Source organism: Phytobacter sp., from assembly GCF_059074235.1.
Genome location: NZ_JCACPZ010000007.1, coordinates 51,898 through 72,493, shown reverse-complemented (window position 1 = coordinate 72,493; position 20,596 = coordinate 51,898). Strand labels below are relative to the sequence as shown.

The 20,596-nt window shown below is 53.2% G+C and carries 16 protein-coding genes; 7 read left to right on the top strand and 9 right to left on the bottom strand.

Annotated elements, in window-relative coordinates:
- Positions 1–43: 43 nt before the first annotated feature.
- The gene (gene ydcK, locus AC5JPW_RS17755) at positions 44–1,024 is read left to right on the top strand and encodes a YdcK family protein (RefSeq protein WP_494242447.1); all 981 of its coding nucleotides are present in this window, start codon (positions 44–46) and stop codon (positions 1,022–1,024) included.
- Here ydcK and rimL read toward each other — a convergent pair.
- The 4 genes from rimL to AC5JPW_RS17735 form a co-directional block, all read right to left on the bottom strand.
- A complete protein-coding gene (gene rimL / locus AC5JPW_RS17750; RefSeq protein WP_494242446.1) occupies positions 1,016–1,570 on the bottom strand; it encodes a 50S ribosomal protein L7/L12-serine acetyltransferase in 555 nt (184 codons plus the stop codon). The genes ydcK and rimL overlap by 9 nt on opposite strands.
- Positions 1,571–1,618: 48 nt before the next feature.
- Positions 1,619–3,274, bottom strand: a complete 1,656-nt coding sequence (locus AC5JPW_RS17745; RefSeq protein WP_494242445.1) for a glucan biosynthesis protein D — start codon at positions 3,272–3,274, stop codon at positions 1,619–1,621.
- A gap of 246 nt (positions 3,275–3,520) precedes the next feature.
- Complete coding sequence (locus tag AC5JPW_RS17740; protein WP_494242444.1) at positions 3,521–4,300, bottom strand: transporter substrate-binding domain-containing protein; 780 nt, start codon at positions 4,298–4,300, stop codon at positions 3,521–3,523.
- Between the two features lie 12 nt (positions 4,301–4,312).
- Positions 4,313–5,482: a pyridoxal phosphate-dependent aminotransferase gene (locus tag AC5JPW_RS17735; protein ID WP_494242443.1), complete on the bottom strand. Its 1,170-nt coding sequence runs from the start codon at positions 5,480–5,482 to the stop codon at positions 4,313–4,315.
- 111 nt (positions 5,483–5,593) lie between these two features.
- Between AC5JPW_RS17735 and AC5JPW_RS17730 the strand changes: the two genes are divergently transcribed.
- Positions 5,594–6,436: a LysR family transcriptional regulator gene (locus tag AC5JPW_RS17730; protein WP_494242442.1), complete on the top strand. Its 843-nt coding sequence runs from the start codon at positions 5,594–5,596 to the stop codon at positions 6,434–6,436.
- Here the strand turns inward: AC5JPW_RS17730 and AC5JPW_RS17725 are convergent.
- Both AC5JPW_RS17725 and hglS read right to left on the bottom strand, forming a co-directional pair.
- A complete protein-coding gene (locus AC5JPW_RS17725) occupies positions 6,433–7,941 on the bottom strand; it encodes a carboxylesterase/lipase family protein (protein ID WP_494242441.1) in 1,509 nt (502 codons plus the stop codon). The two genes, AC5JPW_RS17730 and AC5JPW_RS17725, sit on opposite strands and share 4 nt — an antisense overlap.
- Positions 7,942–7,982: 41 nt before the next feature.
- Entirely contained in the window at positions 7,983–9,326 is a 1,344-nt protein-coding gene (gene hglS, locus AC5JPW_RS17720; protein WP_494242440.1) for a 2-oxoadipate dioxygenase/decarboxylase HglS, read from the bottom strand.
- A gap of 291 nt (positions 9,327–9,617) precedes the next feature.
- Between hglS and AC5JPW_RS17715 the strand changes: the two genes are divergently transcribed.
- The 3 genes from AC5JPW_RS17715 (at position 9,618) to AC5JPW_RS17705 (ending at position 15,616) form a co-directional block, all read left to right on the top strand.
- Complete coding sequence (locus tag AC5JPW_RS17715) at positions 9,618–10,541, top strand: LysR substrate-binding domain-containing protein (RefSeq protein ID WP_494242439.1); 924 nt, start codon at positions 9,618–9,620, stop codon at positions 10,539–10,541.
- A 130-nt stretch (positions 10,542–10,671) separates the two neighbouring features.
- Positions 10,672–12,969, top strand: coding sequence for an FdhF/YdeP family oxidoreductase (locus AC5JPW_RS17710; RefSeq protein ID WP_494242438.1), 2,298 nt, complete (start codon positions 10,672–10,674; stop codon positions 12,967–12,969).
- Between the two features lie 265 nt (positions 12,970–13,234).
- Positions 13,235–15,616 (top strand): membrane-bound PQQ-dependent dehydrogenase, glucose/quinate/shikimate family, encoded by a 2,382-nt coding sequence (locus AC5JPW_RS17705; protein ID WP_494242437.1) that lies wholly within the window; start codon positions 13,235–13,237, stop codon positions 15,614–15,616.
- 63 nt (positions 15,617–15,679) lie between these two features.
- Here AC5JPW_RS17705 and AC5JPW_RS17700 read toward each other — a convergent pair whose 3' ends face one another.
- The 3 genes from AC5JPW_RS17700 to AC5JPW_RS17690 all read right to left on the bottom strand — a co-directional run bounded on the left by AC5JPW_RS17700 (position 15,680) and on the right by AC5JPW_RS17690 (position 18,951).
- Positions 15,680–17,377, bottom strand: coding sequence for a methyl-accepting chemotaxis protein (locus AC5JPW_RS17700; RefSeq protein WP_494242436.1), 1,698 nt, complete (start codon positions 17,375–17,377; stop codon positions 15,680–15,682).
- 148 nt (positions 17,378–17,525) lie between these two features.
- Positions 17,526–18,644: an S-(hydroxymethyl)glutathione dehydrogenase/class III alcohol dehydrogenase gene (locus AC5JPW_RS17695; RefSeq protein WP_494242435.1), complete on the bottom strand. Its 1,119-nt coding sequence runs from the start codon at positions 18,642–18,644 to the stop codon at positions 17,526–17,528.
- 31 nt (positions 18,645–18,675) lie between these two features.
- Positions 18,676–18,951 carry a metal/formaldehyde-sensitive transcriptional repressor gene (locus AC5JPW_RS17690; protein WP_494242434.1) on the bottom strand — a complete coding sequence of 92 codons (276 nt, stop codon included), beginning with the start codon at positions 18,949–18,951 and terminating at the stop codon, positions 18,676–18,678.
- Between the two features lie 512 nt (positions 18,952–19,463).
- Between AC5JPW_RS17690 and AC5JPW_RS17685 the strand changes: the two genes are divergently transcribed.
- Positions 19,464–19,709, top strand: coding sequence for a DinI-like family protein (locus AC5JPW_RS17685; protein ID WP_494242433.1), 246 nt, complete (start codon positions 19,464–19,466; stop codon positions 19,707–19,709).
- A 260-nt stretch (positions 19,710–19,969) separates the two neighbouring features.
- On the top strand, positions 19,970–20,455 hold the full coding sequence (locus AC5JPW_RS17680) for a GNAT family N-acetyltransferase (protein WP_494242432.1): 486 nt from the start codon (positions 19,970–19,972) through the stop codon (positions 20,453–20,455).
- Positions 20,456–20,596 lie beyond the last annotated feature (141 nt).

Below are 20,596 nucleotides of genomic sequence, written 5' to 3'. Positions count from 1 at the left end.
AAAGTTTGCTACGTTTATCGTGTGCAAATAACGGAAGCGAAGAATGAATAAATATCGACTCAGTGATGAGCGCCGGGCGTTCAGCTACCAGATCAATGGTGAAAAAAAGACAGTGACGCTTCGGCAGATTATCGCGCTTGTGGATTTCAGTGATGTAAACACCGGGAGCAGCGGTGGTTGGGTAGACAGCGAAAGCGTGCTTTCGCAAACCGGTGATTGCTGGATTTACGACGCCAACAGCATGGTCTTTGCCGGCTGTCAGGTGCGGGATGATGCCCGTATCACACAGCCCTGCGTGATTTGCCATGACGTGATAATCGAAAATAACGCCTGGATTGACGGCTCACAGCTTAGCCACGGCGCCATTATTAGTGACAACGTCACAGTTCAGTCCTCGACGGTACGCGGTGCCTGTCACCTATTTGGTGACGCCCGGCTACTGCATGGCTGCGAAATTATCGCGGCAAAAGGATTAACACCCGATCATGAGCAAATTTTGCAAATTTACGACCGGGCAACGCTCACCCATGCAAAAGTGGTTCATCAGGCGCAGGTCTACGGCGATGCGATGGTGACGTATGCATTCATTGAGCATCGGGCCGAAGTATTTGATTTCGCCATTCTCGAAGGTAATGAACTCAACGACGTCTGGGTGTGCGACTGTGCGAAAGTTTACGGCAATGCGCGTGTTGTTGCCGGTGACGACGACGATGCCATCCCCACTCTGCGCTACAGCGCTCAGGTGGCTGAGAATGCGGTTATCGAAGGGAATGTACTCCTGAAACACCATGTGCGGGTTGGCGGTCATGCATGGCTTCAGGGCGGCCCGCTCATGCTGGATGAAGATGTTATCGTACAAGGGAACGTTCGTATCAGCGGCAATGTGATTATCGAGCATCATATTGAAGTGACCGATAATGCCTGCATTGAAGCGCTTGAGGGCGATACGATTTTATTGCGCGGAAGAAAAGTGATAAACGGCGCGCAGCATATTACCCGCACGCCGTTGGCCGGACTACTTTGAGACGGCGGTAACGATGCGACCGTAAATATTCTGGTCGTGGTATTCACCGTTCAGGAATTCCGCCTGGCGCAGGCAGCCTTCCAGTATAAAACCATTACGTAGTGCCACGCGGTTGCTCGCCGCGTTGGCGGCACGGCACTTGATGACAAAACGTCGTACATCGCCACGTTTAGCGTAAAACGCAATAAACGCCTGCAATGAGGCCGACAAAATCCCCTTCCCCTGGCAATCCTGGTCTAGCCAGTAACCGATGTAACCTGTTTTGTTTGTCGGCTCAATAGAGTTAAATGAGAGCACGCCCACCAGCACATTGTCTTTGAGAATAACGAACATTTTGGCGTAGCCGCGCTGGTGCAACATCATATTGCTTTGCGCCGTCTGACGGCTCTGTTCAATGGAAGTGACGTACTGGGGCCAGTCGAGAAAGTGCTGCAGCCACTCTTTATTCTTGATGACCAGCTGATGCAGGTCGTGAACAAAGTGCTCATCAATGGCCTGTAACTCAATGTGCTCGTCGACCACGATCAAACTGTCGGTGAATGTCATGATCTCTCCGTGTATCAGGCCCTCCCTCTGCCGAGGGAGGGCTCAGGTTTAGCGCATAATACGATCGTCGACGTAATTGCGCTTGTCCGCTGCTGGCGGGAAGTAATGATACAGCCAGGTTTCGCTGATCGCTTCGCCCTGACAGCGCAGGAACATGCGCATATCAACCGTGTCTGTGGAGGCGGATGTCGGGTACCAGTCAAACTGGATACGGTAACCATCAAACGGCTCGACGTACAGGATCTCAATTTGCTTCGCTTCACCGCTTGAAAGCGTGATCACAGGCTCAATACCGCGTGGCGCTGCCCCTTTCAGGTCGCCACCGACGAAATCAATGGCAAAACGGCGCGCCCATTTTTCCGGATAGTGCTCGCCCGGTGCCCAGCCTTCCGGGAATCCGCCCATCCCTGTACGGGTGGCATAAACACGGGCGACGGGTGAACGCACCGGCGGCATTGCACTCCAGTACAAACGGTACTGGAAGGCCAGGTCATCGCCAGCACGTACCGGTTTTTCCGGCTGCCAGAAGCAGACGATGTTATCCAGGGTTTCACCGGTGGTCGGGATTTCCATCAGACCAACTGCCCCTTTACCCCAATTGTTACGCGGCTCAACCCACAGGCTTGGGCGCTTGTTGTACCAGCCCATAATATCCTGATAGTGGGTGAAGTCGCGGTCAAGTTGAAGCAAGCCGAAACCTTTCGGGTTGTTGTCCTGGTAAGCATTAAACTGCAATTTCTGCGGGTTGTTCAGCGGACGGCAAATCCACTCACCGTTACCCCGCCACATCGCCAGACGATCGGAGTCGTGGATCTGCGGGTGAATGGTGTCGCAGACGCGGCGCTCGTTGTTGCCACAGCTGAACATGCTGGTCATCGGCGCGATACCCAACTGTTTGATGTCTTTACGGGCATACAGGTGGTTATCCACCTCCATAATCACCTGGCTCTTCTCGCAGTGGATAACGAACTTATAGGCACCGGTCAGGCTCGGGCTGTCCAGCAGGGTGTAAACCGTAAAGCTGGTGTCCGTTTCCTTGGCAGTTTCAAACCAGAATGAGGTGAAGTCCGGGAACTCTTCCGGCGTATCGGTAAAGGTGTCAATCGCCGCACCGCGGGCAGAAAGCCCGTACTGGTAAGTGCTGTCTACGGCGCGGAAGTAGCTCGCCCCAAGGAAAGAGACGATATCGCGGCGCGCAAGCTCAGGGGCTTTGAAAGCACGGAACCCGGCGAAGCCCAGATCGCTTTGCCCTTCCAGTTGCTTCGTATCGACACCGGCATCGTGGTAATTGAACAATTCCGGGCGGAAGTGAATTTCACGCGCCTGGTGGCTGGCCGGGTCCAGGGAGAACATGCGTACGCGGCGGCGAAAGCCCATACCCACGTGGAAGAACTGCACATCCAGTTGGCGACCTTCGACGTTGTTCCACAGCGAATGCGCAGCATCGTACTGAATGCTGTTATAGGCCTGCGGCGTCAGGTTAGCGAGGGTGTCAGGTAACGGACGCGGTGCACCGCCCCAGGGCTGTTGTGCAAGATCGTGTGCCATTGATTGCAACACGGAAAAATCAAAACGACGACTCTGACCATCGGCGATACTGGAGTCCGCAGCAAAGGCTTCGCGGGAGAAGAGAGAAGCGATACCGGTCGTTCCGCACACGGCTGCCAGCGCCATTGATGATTTAATAAAACGTCTGCGATTCATGCCCTGGAAGATATCCTTTTGGTCGTGAGATGACATTTCGCGCCATCGCGAAACAGCGACAAACCTGAACTTTTATGACCGCACACTGTAGACAAATTCAGTTAAGAATCCAATTGTTGGATGGCGATTATCTGCGCAAAGTGGGAAATATTTTTGTCGATGGGATGAGGCTGAATCGAAGGTAAAGTTTGGTATAAAAAGACCCCAACCGGACATCGACGGCTGGGGCCATAAAATTAAGGCAGATTATTTTGCGCTGACACTAACATCGATGCCAGGGAAGTACTTCTCCGCCAGCGTTTTGATGGTGCCGTCAGCACGTACTTTATCAATCGCAGCATCAAGCTGCTTTTTGGTGGCCTCATCACCTTTACGCAGTCCAAAACCGATCCCGCTGCCGAGGATGGTATCGTCCGATACCGGTTTGCCGATAAAGCCAAATCCTTTGCCCTGCGGCTTACTGAGGAAACCCGCCTGTCCTGCCGCAGACATAACCAGCGAGGCATCAATACGGCCATTCAGCAGATCGCTCCATGCCATATTCTGATCTTTATAAGACACCACGGTGACACCGTGCTTTTCCCAGTGCTCTTTTGCATAGGTTTCCTGAATGGAACCCTGTAACACGCCGATGGTTTTGCCTTTCAGCCCTTCCGCCGTCGCTTCCATACCATCACCTGCTTTGCCCACCAGTTGTGATGGAATGCGGTAGATAGGCTGAGTAAAGTCAATGCTTTGACGACGCTGCTCGGTAATGTTCATTGCCGAGTTAATGGCGTCATATTTTTTGGCCGTCAGCCCCGGAATCAGCGCATCGAACGAAGTCTCGACCCAACTGCACTTCAGTTCGGCCGCTTTACATATGGCATTGCCGAGATCGATATCAAAACCTTCCAGTTCGCCGGACGCATTGCGGCTTTCAAACGGCGGATACTCCGCTTCCAGCCCATAACGCAGTTGCGTGGCGGCGAATGACGATAATGAGCAAAGCATGCCCATGCCCAGACAGAGTGCTTTCAATTTCACAATAAACGCTCCTCAGCGTGGTTTAACACGACACAGGGCCTGCGCGCCTGCTCTTAAAGTGACCTCATCTTTGGCAAAAGAGAGGCGTATCAGTTTGTTATCGGTCCCGTCAGTGTAAAACGCAGACAACGGAATGGTCGCCACGCCGTAATCAGTAATGAGTCTTTTCACCATCTCACTGTCGCTTTCATCACTAAAGTGACTGTAGTCCGCCAGCAGGAAGAAAGAGCCTGCGCTGGGCAATAAACGGAACGGTGAATCCGCCAGCAGTGTTTGCATCAAATCGCGCTTACGCTGGTATAAGCCCGCCAGCGAAAGCCAGGTTTGTTCGTCGTTCATGTGCTCGGCAAAAGCGTACTGCATCGGTGTGTCGGCGGAAAACATTAAAAACTGATGGACTTTGACTATCTCATCCATCAGCTCAGAGGGTGCCACGCAATAGCCTACGCGCCAGCCGGTCACATGGTAGGTCTTGCCGAACGACGAGACGATAACGCTACGCTCTGCCAGTTGCGGATGGGTTGCCATGCCGTGATGTGGCTGCCCGTCGAACACCACATGTTCGTAAACTTCATCGGACAAAATCACGATGTCCGTATTGCGTGTGATTTGAACAAGCTGCTCTAAATCACTGGCAGAGAAGACCTGTCCACTCGGGTTATGCGGTGTATTGATGATGATCATCCGCGTGCGTGGGGTTATAGCCGCGCGTACTTCGTCCCAGTTGACTGCAAAATCCGGCACCGTCAGTTTAATGGCAACCGGGGTTGCCCCCTGCAGTCGCACAATGGGTGCATAGCTGTCAAACGACGGTTCGAAATAGATAACTTCATCGCCCGGGTGCACCAGACCACCGATGGCGGAATAGAGTCCCTGACTGGCGCTGGCGGTGACCAGTATTTCGTTATCCACGTCGTAATGCGTGCCGTACAACTCCTCGATTTTCTGCGCAATACGTTCTTTCAGTGGGCGCAGGCCTGTCATCGGCGCGTACTGATTGTGATCTGCCTGCATAGCGCGGGTGACGGCGGCGACCAGTTGCGGATCACAGGGGAAATTGGGGGCGCCCTGAGAAAGGTTAATGGCATTGTGCTGTGCGGAAAGCTGCCCAATCACGGTAAAGATGGTCGTGCCCACATCAGGCAATTTGGAGCGGGATTTCACCGGGGTACGCAGAGTCATGCTTATTCCTTTCTCAATAAAAGTGCATAACCATTCAAACCAAAAGTGCGTTGAGTGGACAATCGAATTGTTGTCATAATAGCCATGACAAAAATGCATACCGGAGCCCTCATGTCCCCTCGAACCCTGCCCCTTAACGCTATCGACGCATTTCTGGTGACCGCCCGTCACCTGAATCTGACCCATGCAGCAAAAGAACTTTGTCTGACCCAGGGGGCAGTCAGCCGTAAAATTGCCAGTCTGGAAACCTGGTTTGGTTTTCCGCTTTTTGAACGCCATGCCCGCGGTCTGCGATTATCACCTCAGGGCAGCGCTTTGTTGCCCGAACTGCGAACCGCGTTTGAACATTTACTGACAGTTGCCAGCCAGGCTCGTGCGCAACAAACCGTGGTACGCCTGAAGGCCCCGACCTGCGCCATGCGCTGGCTGGTCCCACGCCTGATTGATCTTGAGCGTGACCATCCTGATTTAGAAATAGCGTTAACCACCACTACCGATCATGGTGTTAACTTCAAAACAGAACCCTTTGATGCAGCCATTGTTTTCGGCACGCATTTCAACGCGGGTGACCTGCTGTTTGACGAAGCCCTGACGCCGGTCGTGGGAGGGATGTTTGCAGGATTAACGTCGCTGGACAACTTAACCCTGCTCCATCCGACCCGTGACAAAACTGACTGGTCTCTATGGCTTGCTAAGCCAGAGTCTGCGCGACTTGTTATGAAAAAAAATCAACACTTCGACACCATGGATCTGGCCATCACCGCTGCAATACAGGGGTTGGGTGTAGCCATTGCCGATGAGACGCTGGTTGAAGAAGATATCCGGGCAGGAAGGCTGTTCAGGCCCTGGAAACAGAGCGTGAAGACAGGCGCCAGCTACCGACTGGTAATGCGTGAATCCCGCAATAATGCCGCTACACTGGCAACCTTCCGCGATGGCTTGCTTACGCGCTAGTCAAGCTTCACATGGTGGCGCATAACCCGCTTAAAGAAGCTCAATCGCGCCCGCATAAAACGATTAACCATGCGGAATCCTGCATGTTTATTCAATCCTATCCGCAGCAGTCGGTCACGTCCGTTTGCACTCGCTTGCCACTGAACCGGTCCGGCAAGTGAAAGCGTGGTTGAACTGGCATAGTGGGCAAACCCGGCCCAGTAATCGGCAACCGTGGCAGCAAACGCCCGATCACGCTCATTAACATACTGGCGGGAAGGCTCGGCGAGCATGAGATTGTCAAACACATAAGGCACTTCGTTACCGTGCCAGGCGCCGTTGGCATAGGTATCATGTTCCGCTTCAGCCACATAATCGAACCAGTAGCGCCAGCAGGGTTGCCCGACGCGCTGCTGCGCCTGCATCACCACCAGACCCAGCGCGGTGAAGGCCATATCGCGGCAAACCTGTCGCCCCAGTTCCAGATCCCCTTTTACGCCATGGTAGAGGAGTTTGATTACCCCCAGTCCCAGCCGCTGTTCACGCCGCAGTTTATCTATTTCCCCGGCCAGATCGACGCCAAACTCGGCCATGACGCTGGCTTCGTCACTGTTCGAACCGACAATGACCGGTATCGGATGCTGACGCCCGGCAAAAAAAACGTCCATCACCGGATGCGGTAATACGCTGTCGCCACTGATCGGTGCCGGTGCGATTTTCAGCGGCGATACCAGCGGCCAAAAGGCCTCAGCGGGAAGCGAGCGCAGTTCGTCCGCCGTGGCATTTTCCAGGCCCAAATGGCGGGCCACCGCAACGCCTTTTTTCAGGGCCGCTGCGAGAGGGGTGTCCGGTAAAGTGTAGCTGCTCTGAATAATGCCCTTATGGAACAGTCCTTTCGCGAGCGGCGAGGCCATTAATGACATCACGCTGCGCCCGCCAGCAGACTCCCCAAACAGCGTCACGTTGCCAGCATCACCACCGAAGGCAGAAATATTCTCCTGAACCCACTGCAAAGCGGCCATTTGATCAAGTAAACCAAAGTTACAGACTGTCTCGCCCGCCTCCGCTTCCAGCGCTGGATGGGCAAAAAATCCCAGGTGGCCGAGACGGTAATTGAGCGTGACCAGCACGACTTTACGGGCGGCAAGGGCCTTACCGTCATAAGGCGGTAAATCCCCTGCTCCCATGGTAAATCCGCCGCCATGTATCCAGACCATCACCGGTAATGGTTCAGAACGATCCGCAGGCGACCAGATATTTAAATAGAGGCAATCTTCTGACAACCGACCCGGATCGCCGCCAGCGATCTCAGAGCAGATCTCGCTGTTTTGCCAGCTTGAAGGTGAAAACGTATCGGCAACGCGAACGCCCGTCCAGGTGCTGGCAGGCTGTGGCGCACGCCAGCGCAACTGGCCGACAGGCGGTTCGGCATAAGGGAGACCACACCAGACATGACATCCGGCGTCAGTGACACCAATAACGGTGCCCTGCCGGGTTTCAGCGAGCGGCGTACAAGGGTTTTCCATAACAACGTCCTGTTGATGAGCATCCGTGCAGAGTACCGTTTTTACAACAGACCGCAACGTCGTTTGCTGCGCGTTTCGGCTTGCTGATACAGGTCGAACTCGTCCAGAACCTGACATCCCAGTGCGGTTTCAAACTGTGTTTTGCTGGCATTACCGTGGCTACGCTGTTGAGTTTCATTGCCCAGATTGGACTGGAAGATACCCGCAGCACTCACCGGCAGAAAATCCTCGTAGATGATCGGTTGTGCCGTCACCCACCCGCGTTCAATTAACGTCTGCGGATCGTCGCCAGGTCGAATCGCGTGACGATGAGCATCACCGGCAGGCGTCAAGCGATAGCGGAAATACGCCAGTTGCTGGTGGCGGAGCAGCATTTCGCTGTCGGGGAAAACATGGAAAACTTCCTGAAGATGTAACTGGTGCGTCAGGTTGTCTTTACCGGTGCCAGCAGCAGTGAGTAGCTTGTCATAGAGTGCCCGCCCTTTGGGCGTGAGGGCGACTCCGCGCTGCTCAATCTCACCAAAACGCGCGGTATGGGTTCCCGTGTGCTCGCCTTTAAACTGCACCGGTTCATCCAGCGCTTTAAAACTGGTCTGGCGTAATAAAATTGGCACATCCCGGCGCGGCGGACCTTCAATCACGATTTTGGGTTCGATACCGTACTCCGGCATCAGCGCCTGTACCCGGTCGATATCCAGCGTGCGAGGCGTCAGATGGTTGATATGACAGCCAGGGAAGCAGACAACATCGGCAATCAGACGGTGCTCATTATGCAGCGCATGATACGTCTCTTCATCCACTGTCGCCTGGCGGTGCCAGCGGAAGGTTTCCAGCGCTTCACGGACGAAATCGGCGGCCTGCTTCCCGGTGAAAGCGCCCTCCCGCTCCCACAAGGCAATCAGTTCCCGACACATCGGGGTAAAGATGTCGCGCTGTTGCAGTATGGACGCGGCTTTATTGCGTAACGACGCATCCTCAATCAGCTCAAGGCGCAACAGGGAGGTAAAGATACGAAACGGATTGCGCGCCAGCGCAGCGTCATCTGTAGGGCGAAACGCAGTGGAGTGGACTGGAACGCCCGCCTGCGAGAGATCGTAATAGCTCACGGGGAACATCCCCATAATGGCAAACATACGTCGTAATGTAGAAAGTTCTTCAGCTGTACCCACACGAATCGCGCCATGACGCTCTACGTTCAGACGCGCCAGCTCATCGGCGTTAGCAAGCTGTTCGTGCAGGCGAGGATTGTTCTCCAGCACTGATAAATTCACGTCCGCTACCAGCTCCAGCAATGTGCCGTACTGTGGGACTTCTTTCTGATACATCGCCGACATCGCCTGCGAAAACTGTTCCCGAATATCATCAGCCGTGATGGGGTTCGCCATGTTGTTTTGCCTCCGTTGGTATTACCAGGAGTGTAGAAAAGCCCGGCTATGCCCGTGAGGGAGAATTTACAAATTGTGATCGCGGTGTAAATCAAAAAAAGCAGGTTATTCCAGTGCCTTGCATAACGAAAAATTATGGATAATCCCTGATAAAGATGCGGGTAAGGTCACACTGCATGCAAAATGTGTTTGTAACTTAAGAAGATTAAATGTTAAAAATATTTTGCTATCAAGTTATCAAAATTAAACAACTTTACTTGTCACAGGCATCGCTTCGTTTTACATCATCTTATGGAAAAAAACGGTCTGTTCTCTCAGCGCATTCGCTTGCGCCACCTGCATACATTTGTCGCCGTCGCCCAACAAGGTACCCTGGGGCGTGCGGCTGAAACCCTTAATCTCAGTCAACCAGCTCTGTCCAAGACACTGAATGAACTAGAACAATTAACGGGGACCCGCCTTCTCGACCGTGGGCGTCTGGGGGCTCAACTAACCCTCGTCGGTGAGCAATTTCTGACCCACGCCATTCGGGTCCTGGACGCATTGAACACGGCCGGTCAGTCACTAAATTATCAGCCCGAGCAAAACAATGCGGTGATTCGTATTGGTGCTCTGCCGACGGCGGCACTCGGAATTTTGCCCGAAGTTATTGGCCAGGTGCATAAATTACAACCCGACCTGACGCTTCAGGTTGCCACCACCAATAACCCGATGTTGCTGGCGGGGCTTAAATCCGGGGAGCTTGATGTCGGCATTGGTCGTATGTCTGACCCGGAAATGATGAGTGGTCTGAACTACGAAATGCTGTTCCTTGAGTCGCTTAAGCTGGTGGTGCGCCCGGATCATCCGTTATTGCAAACCACTATCACTCTGAGCCGCGTGCTGGAATGGCCGGTGGTGGTTCTTCCTACCGGTACCGTGCCGCGCCAGAATGCTGAAGATCTGCTGCACAGCCACGGCTGTACGCTGCCAACAGGGTGCATCGAGACGCTGTCCGCCTCGCTGTCCCGTCAGTTGACCGCTAATTTCGACTACGTCTGGTTTGTCCCTTCAGGTGCAGTAAAAAACGATCTTCGCCAGGGTTCACTGGTCGCATTGCCGATTATGCCCATCGGCGTGGGCGATCCTATTGGTATTATTACCCGCGTCGACGCCCCGCTATCTGCTGGCGTGCAGTCTTTAATTAACGCCATTCGTAAAACTGTGCCGGATTAATCTCCGGCTACGTTCTTTGCGCAACACGCAAGTAATTTGTTAATCGTGTGATAAATGTTGGTTATTGATAAACGGTTGTTGTTAAGAAGCGTACACTTAACGGTAAGCAATCCGCTGTTCGGAAAACCACATGAAATTCAAAACTGCCATCAAACCTTATCACGCCGCAGCCGGCGGACTGGGGTCACTGGAAGCCACTACTCGTTTCGTCATCGACAGTAAGAATGCCCTCAAAAACATGCGCAACCTGATGCGTATGAACAAAGCCCGTGGCTTCGATTGCCCAGGCTGTGCATGGGGTGATGACAATAAAAGCACCTTCAGTTTCTGCGAAAACGGCGCGAAAGCCGTGACATGGGAGGCGACACGCCGCCAGATTGGTGCCGAATTCTTTGCGCAACATAGTGTGGAAGCTTTAAATCACCAAAGCGACTACTTCCTTGAATACCAGGGACGTCTGACCGAACCGCTACGCTATAACCCGCAAACCGACCACTATGAACCGATTAGCTGGTCAGATGCTTTTGCGATGATTGCGCAACATCTGCACGCAATGGATAACCCGAACCAACTCGAACTCTACACCTCCGGTCGCGCCAGTAACGAATCTTCTTACCTCTATCAGCTTTTTGGCCGCATGATGGGGACAAACAATTTCCCGGACTGTTCCAACATGTGCCACGAAGCCAGCGGCGCGGGTCTGAAGCGTAGCATTGGCGTCGGTAAAGGGACGATTCATCTTAACGATTTTGATAAAGCCGATGCCATTTTCGTCTTCGGTCAAAATCCGGGAACGAATCACCCACGTATGCTGCATAGCCTGCGTCACGCAGCCGATCACGGTGCGCGCATCGTCACCTTTAACACGCTGCGCGAACGTGGGCTGGAACGTTTTGCCGATCCACAAAAACCGCTGGAAGTGGTTACCCCGATGGCGGGCACTATCAGTACGGATTATTACCAACCCAATCTCGGTGGGGATATGGCCGCTGTGCGCGGTATGGCAAAGGCACTGCTGGAAACCCAGCGTCAGAAGCTGGCGAACGGCGAGCCGGGCATTTTTGATGATGCCTTCATTGCCGAACACACCAACGGTATCGAAGGCTGGTTCGCGCAAATCGATGCGACCGACTGGGAAACCATCGAAACACAATCGGGATTACGCGAACAACAACTGCGCGATGCGGCACAAGTCTGGCAGCACGCCAAACGGGTCATCATTACCTGGGCGATGGGGATTACCCAGCACAAGCATTCGCTCGATACCGTGCGAGAAATTGTTAACCTGCAACTGCTTGGTGGCCATTTAGGTAAACCCGGCGCGGGTCTGTGCCCGGTGCGCGGTCACAGTAATGTGCAGGGCAACCGCACGATGGGTATTGATGAGAAACCGCCTGTTGCACTGCTTGATAGCCTGGCACGCCACTTTAAATTCGATCCGCCTCGCGAGCACGGACATCACACCGTTGAAGCCATTCAGGCTATGCTGCGTGATGAGGTCAAAGTGCTCATCGCTCTCGGTGGCAACCTCGCGGCTGCCGCACCCGACACCCCGCTCACCTGTGAAGCCCTGACCCGCTGCGGTCTGACGGTCTATATCAGTACCAAACTCAACCGTAGCCACTTGATGCCTGGGTCTGAATCACTAATCCTGCCCACACTCGGTCGTACGGAAGAAGATATGCAGGCGAGCGGTCGCCAGTATGTGACGGTAGAAGACTCCTTCAGCATGGTTCATGCCTCCGAGGGCATCGGCAAGCCACTTTCAGAATTACAACGCTCAGAAACCGCCATTGTGGCGGGCATTGCCGACGCAACGCTCGGTAAAACGCAGCTCGACTGGCTGGCCCTGGCAGATGATTACGATCTCATTCGCGATCATATTGCGGCCACTATTCCCGGTTTTCAGAACTTCAACGTCCGTTGTGATGAACCGGGCGGATTCTGGCTGGGTAACAGCGCCGCAGCGCTGAAATTCACGACGCCATCGGGCAAAGCGGAATTCAGTCCGGCGCCACTGCCGGTTGCCGTCTGCCCGGAAGCTGATGCCCCGTTTGTCCTGCAAACCCTGCGTTCACACGATCAATACAACACCACAATTTACGGCCTCGACGATCGTTATCGGGGGGTTTACGGTCAGCGTGATGTACTCTTTATGCATGAAGCCGATATCCAGGCATTAGGCCTCAGTGATGGCGATCGCGTCGATATCACAACGCTCTCCACCGATGGTATTGAACGTCGTGTTGAAGGCTTCCGTCTGGTGGCTTACGCCATTCCTCGCGGCAACCTGGCAGCCTATTACCCTGAAACGAACCCGCTGGTTCCCCTGACCCGCTTTGGTGATGGCACCGGTACGCCAACGTCAAAATCTATCCCCGTCATTGTGACACCGTCACGTCAGTCTGACTCTCTGCGTATCGCCTGATACCCGCACACGATGAGAAAAGCCCGCGAAATGCGGGCCCTTCTCAAATAATGCGATATTATTTATTAACAATTGCGTTAAACAATTTAACAGTTTTATCATAGCCGTGACATTCACCAAATGGTTCGCATCCTCATTGGGATAATAGCCTGAATGATCAATTTCAGACCAAAAGGTCTGCATCATAACTATTCACCCCGACAGATATTATCCATTTGGTTCGCATGTATTTATCGAATCAGAGAGGGGTTTAAAGGAGATGGACATGGCATCTGGCAACACACCACCCAGGATAATTACTGTCCTGCGGTGGCTTCTCGCCGTTCTGATGGTAGTCATCGGGTTGGCAATCGGTATTCCTGGCATCAAACTCATTTCACTTGGCGGCAGCGCATACTTTACGGTAATGGGCGTTATCATGCTCATTGCCTCGCTGCTCATCATCAGAAATAAAACCAGCGGCATTCTGCTTTATGCGTTGGCATTTATTGGCTCCATTATCTGGGCCGTCTCTGACGCAGGCTGGTCATTCTGGCCTCTGTTCTCCCGTTTGTTTACCTTTGGTGTGCTGGCCTTCCTGGCTGCCGTTGTCTGGCCGTTCATGCGTGCACAGCATCAGGCGAAACCGGTCAATAAGTCGGTGTTTGGCGTCGCTGCCGTTCTGGCTGTTTTGCTGCTGACAAGCGCAGGCGGCATGTTCCATACCTGGAACGTGATTGCCCCAACCGAATCGGTCTCCGTGAAGCCGGTTGCGCCGACGGATAAGCAGCAGGACTGGAAGCACTGGGGCAATACCACTCACGGCGATCGTTTTGCCGCACTTGATCAGATCAATAAAGACAACATCAATCAGCTTCAGGTTGCCTGGGTTGCACACACGGGAGATATCCCGCAGAGCAACGGTTCCGGTGCTGAAGACCAGAACACTCCGCTGCAAATTGGCGACACGCTTTACGTCTGTACCCCTTACAGCAAAGTGCTGGCACTGGATGTTGATTCCGGTAAAGAGAAATGGCGTTACGATGCGAAAGCAACCGCGCCTAACTGGCAACGTTGCCGTGGCCTCGGCTATTACGAAGAGAGCCAGGCTGTCACTACGCCTGTCGCTGACGTACAGCCTGCCGCCTGCCCGCGCCGTTTGTTCCTGCCGACCACCGATGCACGTCTGATTGCCATCAATGCCGATAATGGTCAGCTGTGTGCCGATTTCGGTGACAACGGTACCGTTGATCTGGGCGTGGGCATGGGCGACATCAAACCGGGCTACTACCAGCAAACCTCGACTCCGCTTGTTGCAGGGAATGTGGTAGTGGTCGGTGGCCGCGTGGCGGATAACTTCTCCACCGGCGAGCCTCCGGGGGTCGTACGTGCTTACGATGTACACACCGGGAAACTGGCGTGGGCGTGGGACCCGGGCAATCCTGATCTCAAAGGCCTGCCACCGGAAGGACAAACTTACACGCGCGGCACGCCTAACGTGTGGTCCGCGATGTCTTATGACGCCAAACTGAACCTGATTTACCTGCCAACCGGTAACGCGACCCCTGACTTCTATGCGGGTGAACGTACTGCACTGGACGATAAATACAGCTCTTCTATCGTTGCAGTCGATGCGACAACGGGCGATGTGCGCTGGCACTTCCAGACCACCCACCACGATTTGTGGGACTTTGACTTACCTTCGCAACCGCTGCTGTACGACCTGCCAAACGGTAAAGGCGGCACCACGCCGGTTCTGGTTCAGACCAGCAAGCAGGGCATGATCTTTATGCTAAACCGAGAAACAGGCGAGCCGGTAGCGAAGGTCGAAGAGCGCCCGGTTCCGGCGGGTGATATTAAAGGCGAGCGTTACTCCCCTACCCAGCCTTACTCCGTTGGCATGCCGATGATCGGCAACGAAACGCTGAAAGAGTCGGATATGTGGGGCGCGACGCCAATCGACCTGCTGGTTTGCCGTATCGCCTTTAAAGGGATGCGTCACCAGGGCGTGTATACGCCTCCGGGTCTTGACCGTGCATTGCAGTTCCCGGGCTCGCTGGGCGGTATGAACTGGGGAAGCGTCTCCGTTGATCCAACCAATAACCTGATGTTTGTGAACGACATGCGTCTGGGTCTGGCGAACTATATGGTTCCGCGTGCCAACGTGGCCAAAAACGCCAGTGGTATCGAGATGGGTATCGTCCCAATGGATGGCACACCGTTTGGTGCCATGCGCGAGCGTTTCCTGTCGCCGATGGGCATTCCATGCCAGAAACCGCCGTTCGGAACGATGTCTGCTATCGATCTGACTAGTGGGAAAATGGTCTGGCAGGTGCCGGTGGGTACCGTGCAAGACACCGGTCCAATGGGCATTCGTATGCACATGCCGATTCCGATTGGTATGCCGACACTCGGCGCATCACTTTCCACCCAATCTGGTCTGTTGTTCTTCGCCGGCACCCAGGATTTCTACCTGCGCGCGTTTGATACCGCCACCGGTAAAGAAATCTGGAAAGACCGTCTGCCAGTCGGCAGCCAGTCTGGCCCGATGACCTATGTGTCACCGAAAACCGGCAAGCAGTACATTATCATCAACGCAGGTGGCGCACGTCAGTCCCCAGACCGTGGTGATTACGTGATTGCGTATGCATTACCGGATAAGAAGTGACGGATAGTTACAAATGAAGAAAAAGGGCCGAAAGGCCCTTTTTTGTTGGTCATGTGTGACGAATCAGAACGTTTCCCAATTATCACCGCCGCCTGCCGTTGCCGGGCGCTGTGGCGTAAAGGTTTTGGTTGGGGCTGAAGGTGAACGCTCGATACGCTGCGCGCTGGAGGCATTGACGCGGAATGTGCCTACCGCTTCGGTGAGGCGTGCCGCCTGCTCTTCCAGCGAACTGGCCGCAGCGGTAGCTTCTTCAACCAGCGAGGCGTTCTGCTGTGTCACATTGTCCATCTCAGTAATAGCCTGGCTGACCTGAGTGATGCCTTTACTCTGCTCATCAGACGCGGCCGCGATTTCCAGCATGATATCGGTGACGCGTTTAACGGCGGTCACGATCTCATCCATGGTTTCACCTGCTGCGACCACTTCATTAGATCCTTTACCAATCAGGTTAACAGACTCGCTGATCAGCGCTTCAATCTCTTTCGCTGCCTGGCCACTACGGCTCGCCAGGTTACGCACTTCACTCGCCACGACAGCAAAACCACGGCCCTGCTCACCCGCACGTGCTGCTTCCACCGCGGCGTTCAGTGCCAGAATATTGGTCTGGAAGGCAATGCTATTAATAACTGCGGTGATTTCAGAGATTTTCTTCGAGCTGGTGGAGATGTTGTTCATTGTCTGAACCACACCGTCAACAATCTCGCCACCTTTCACAGCCTTACCGGACGCATCGCGGGCCAGGCTGCTCGCATGGTGTGCATTGTCGGCATTCTGTTTCACGGTCGCGGTCAGTTGTTCCATGCTGGCGGCAGTCTGCTCAATCGCGGCAGCCTGCTGTTCAGTACGAGAAGAGAGATCTGTGTTACCCGCAGAAATCTCACTGGTGCCACGATAAATTTCATCAGCACCGTCGCGCACGGTAGAAACGGTTTTCACCAGAGACTGCTGCATAACCTGCAGGTCCTGCGTCAGGCGACCGATTTCACTACGGCCTGCGGGCTCTTCAGCAACGGTCAAATCCCCTGCGGCAATTTTCTCAATACGCTGCGCGGCACGCTGCAACGGATTGATGACCACACGGCGCAAGACCATAAAGGTAATGAGCGTGAGCACCAGAGCGACAGCAAATGCAATCACCATAAAGATTAAACCAAGCTGTGTACGCGCATGAGCATCAGAACTCAGTTGGTTTGCACGGTCGGTACGAATCTTGATCGCTTTCAGCAGGACTTCGTTATAGGAGGCATCCTGAACGCGAGACTGTTCGTTTTCATGGTTGATAATGGCTTCAAACATGCCGTTTTTGGCATATTTGAGCATTGGTTGCATGCCGTCGATGTACGCATTAAAGCGGGTGGTCAGTTCAGCATCCAGCGCCGTGTCTTCCGGCGTTTTCACTGCACGGTCCATATAATCTTTAAAACCCTGCTTTGACTGATCGATGCGTTTTTCTGCATCAGCGATGTTCTTTTTCATCTCTTCCATTTCGGCAATACGGCTAGCCGCGCCGGCATGGATCAAACTAATACGTGCAATGCGCAAGTTGTTGGAACTGTTAGACAATCCCATACGAACTTGCATTTCCTGCGTCAGATCCTGCTGATCCGTATCCGCCTGGATTAGAAAGTACCCAGCCAACCCTGAACTCAACGCAAACAACAATAAAATACCGCTTAAAATTGCTGCAAACAGGGGAACCAACCGAATATTGTGCATAAATCCAATGCCTTGCGTCCTGAGCATCGCTGCTGTTTTATCCATGGCTATCGACTCTCTTGTAGTAAGAAGCGTAAAACACGCCTGTAAGATCGGTATCGGCAATTGTGGGAGTTTTGTTACAGGGAAAAACGTCAGGCAGGTCACAGATTGGAACATTGATACGCCAGCGGTAAAACCGCTGGCGGTTGAATCAGTTATCGCCGAAGTGGATAACGGTTCGAATAGATTTTCCTTCGTGCATCAGGTCAAATGCTTCGTTGATCTGATCAAGGGGTAAACGGTGTGTAATGAACGGGTCAAGGTCGATTTTGCCCGCCATCGCATCTTCCACCATGCCTGGCAACTGGGTGCGGCCTTTTACGCCGCCGAAAGCAGAACCACGCCATACGCGACCAGTGACCAGTTGGAACGGACGGGTTTTGATCTCTTGACCTGCACCTGCTACGCCAATGATCACACTCTCACCCCAACCTTTGTGGCAGCACTCAAGCGCAGCACGCATCACGTTCACGTTACCGATGCACTCGAAGCTAAAGTCCACACCACCGTCGGTCAGTTCGACAATCACGTCCTGAACCGGTTTTTCGTAATCTTTCGGATTCACGAAATCGGTCGCGCCCATCTCACCCGCCAGTTTGAATTTCTCCGGGTTGGTGTCGACAGCGATAATACGGCCCGCTTTTGCCTGTACCGCGCCCTGGATAACGGCCAGACCGATACCACCGAGTCCGAACACGGCAACCGTGTCACCCTCTTTCACTTTGGCGGTGTTGTGAACCGCACCAATACCGGTGGTCACGCCGCAGCCCAGCAGGCAGACTTTATCCAGCGGTGCTTGCGGGTTTACTTTCGCCAGCGAAATTTCCGCAACCACTGTGTATTCACTAAAGGTGCTGGTGCCCATGTAGTGGTAAATAGGTTCGCCATTGTAAGAGAAACGGGTGGTGCCGTCCGGCATCAGACCTTTACCCTGGGTAGCGCGAACGGCCTGGCAGAGGTTGGTTTTACCGGATTTACAGAACTTGCATTCACGACATTCTGCGGTGTACAGCGGGATAACATGATCGCCAACACTCAGACTGGTGACGCCTTCGCCAACTTCAACCACCACTCCGCCGCCTTCGTGGCCGAGCACTGCCGGGAATACACCTTCCGGGTCATCACCGGACAGCGTAAAGGCATCGGTATGGCACACACCGGTATGGGTGATGCGAACCAGGACTTCGCCTTTCTTCGGTGGTGCGACATCGATCTCAACAATCTTGAGCGGTTGGCCCGGCCCGAAAGCCACTGCAGCACGTGATTTCATCAGACGTTTCCTTTTTATGTGTACGTTAGTTTTATTTTAGATAAGAGCGCAAAAGATGACCGACTTCTGCCATGCGTAGTGCACGCTGATCGGGCGTCGTCTCGCCCGCGACCAGTTCATCTTTTAGGTGAATTTCGACCATCTCCCCCATCAGACCGTTAGACGCGCCACGAACGGCGGCGATCTGCTGCAAAATAGCGATGCAAGGCTCGCCATTTTCCAGCGCCCTTTCCAGCGCATCGACCTGCCCACGAATGCGACGAACGCGGGTAAGAATACGTTTTTTATCTTCAGGTGAATGTGGCATTTTTGCTCCCCTTGATACTATAGGGGGGTATGGTAACAGTATTTCTATAACCTTGTAAAACCTTGCGGTCTCATCAGCAGGGTTTTGAGGTCAGAAAGCACTACACCAGGGCTGCGTCATCCCGGCGTAATGTGCACGTAACGCGGGTGTCATGGGGATGTTGTCTTATACTTGTTGTCAGTAACGATCAATTCCACACTTTTGATCGATGTAACAAATCAGGGTTAGGCCTCATAACCCTTCTCTTTGTGGAACGTTGCAACGGGTTGAATGCCATGAATTATATGCTCCTTACAGTACTGGCGATCGTCACCACTGCGCTTATTGTCAGCATCCCGCTGGCGGTGTATGAAATTAAGAAAGAATTTTCCAGGCCCCGTTAACGCTCCCCCGCTATCTCCTGCGCAGTCCCAAACATGTCGATAAGCGTCTGTTCGTTACAGTATTCAGATTGACACTGTAATTATTTACAGTATAAATACGCCTGCATAAGTGATTGTCAGGAGACAACAATGTTCGTGGAACTCGTTTACGACAAACGTAATTTTGAAGGTTTGCCAGGGGCAAGAGAGTTAATTTTAGCCGAATTGAGCAAACGCATCGGGCGCATCTTTCCTGACGCGGACGTGCGTGTGAAACCGATGGTGACGCTGGCGTCAATCAATACCGATGCCAGCAAGCATGAGAAAGAACAGATTAGCCGCGCGGTACAGGAGATGTTTGAAGAAGCTGATATGTGGCTGGCGATGGATGAGTAATGTGAATGGGCGTACGTATCTGACAATTTCGTACGCCCATATATCTCTATCAGTACGGAGAACAGTCATGATGATCGCAATGGTCATTATTATGACACTTCACCTTTTGCATTATTTTAAAAGCCATTCTCCCTGGTGATAGCCAGGTTTTCTAAATTCATCCCACTTTTTTTCACATTAAAGTAAGCAAACACCTTAATGTTCATCAAACACGCAAGACGTTCTATGCCACAATAAAAAAAACCTACGCAGGACGTCGTATGATCGCTTTTACCCCCGTCTCCTCTGCCACCTTTGAAGGGTTTGTGGACTATTTCGTGCCAGATTATGCCGCTGAAATTGTCACGAACTATCAGCTCACTGAGGCCGATGCGCGCCTTCAGGCTGAGCAGGAAATAGAGAACAGCTTTCCACTGGCAGAAAACACGCCGGGGCAAACGCTGCTGTGTATTACGCATGTTGAAGATAATCTCGAATTACATATTGGTTACCTGTGGTACAAAGCCAATACCCTGCAGCATTCCGTGTTTATTAATGAGTTTTATCTCTTCCCGCTGTTCCGTAATAAGGGCCTGGGGCGTAAAGCATTGGTCGCGCTTGAGGAAAGGCTAATGAAGGACGGATTCACACAAATTCATCTTCGCGTGGCGGGAGACAATGAACATGCCCGGCACGTTTATGAAGCCAGTGGATTTCGGGTCACGGGGTTTAATATGAATAAGGTACTCGGGAAAAGTGCCGATTGAGGGTGTTACCCCGGCAAGAATAGTTACGTCATCCTTGAGCCACCTGAAAGACCACGCACAGTCTCGCCAGGGTAACGTGCTCTGCTGCCTGGTGTTGGCGAATTAAGCAGAACACGAGGAAATCCTATACTATTGAAAGGA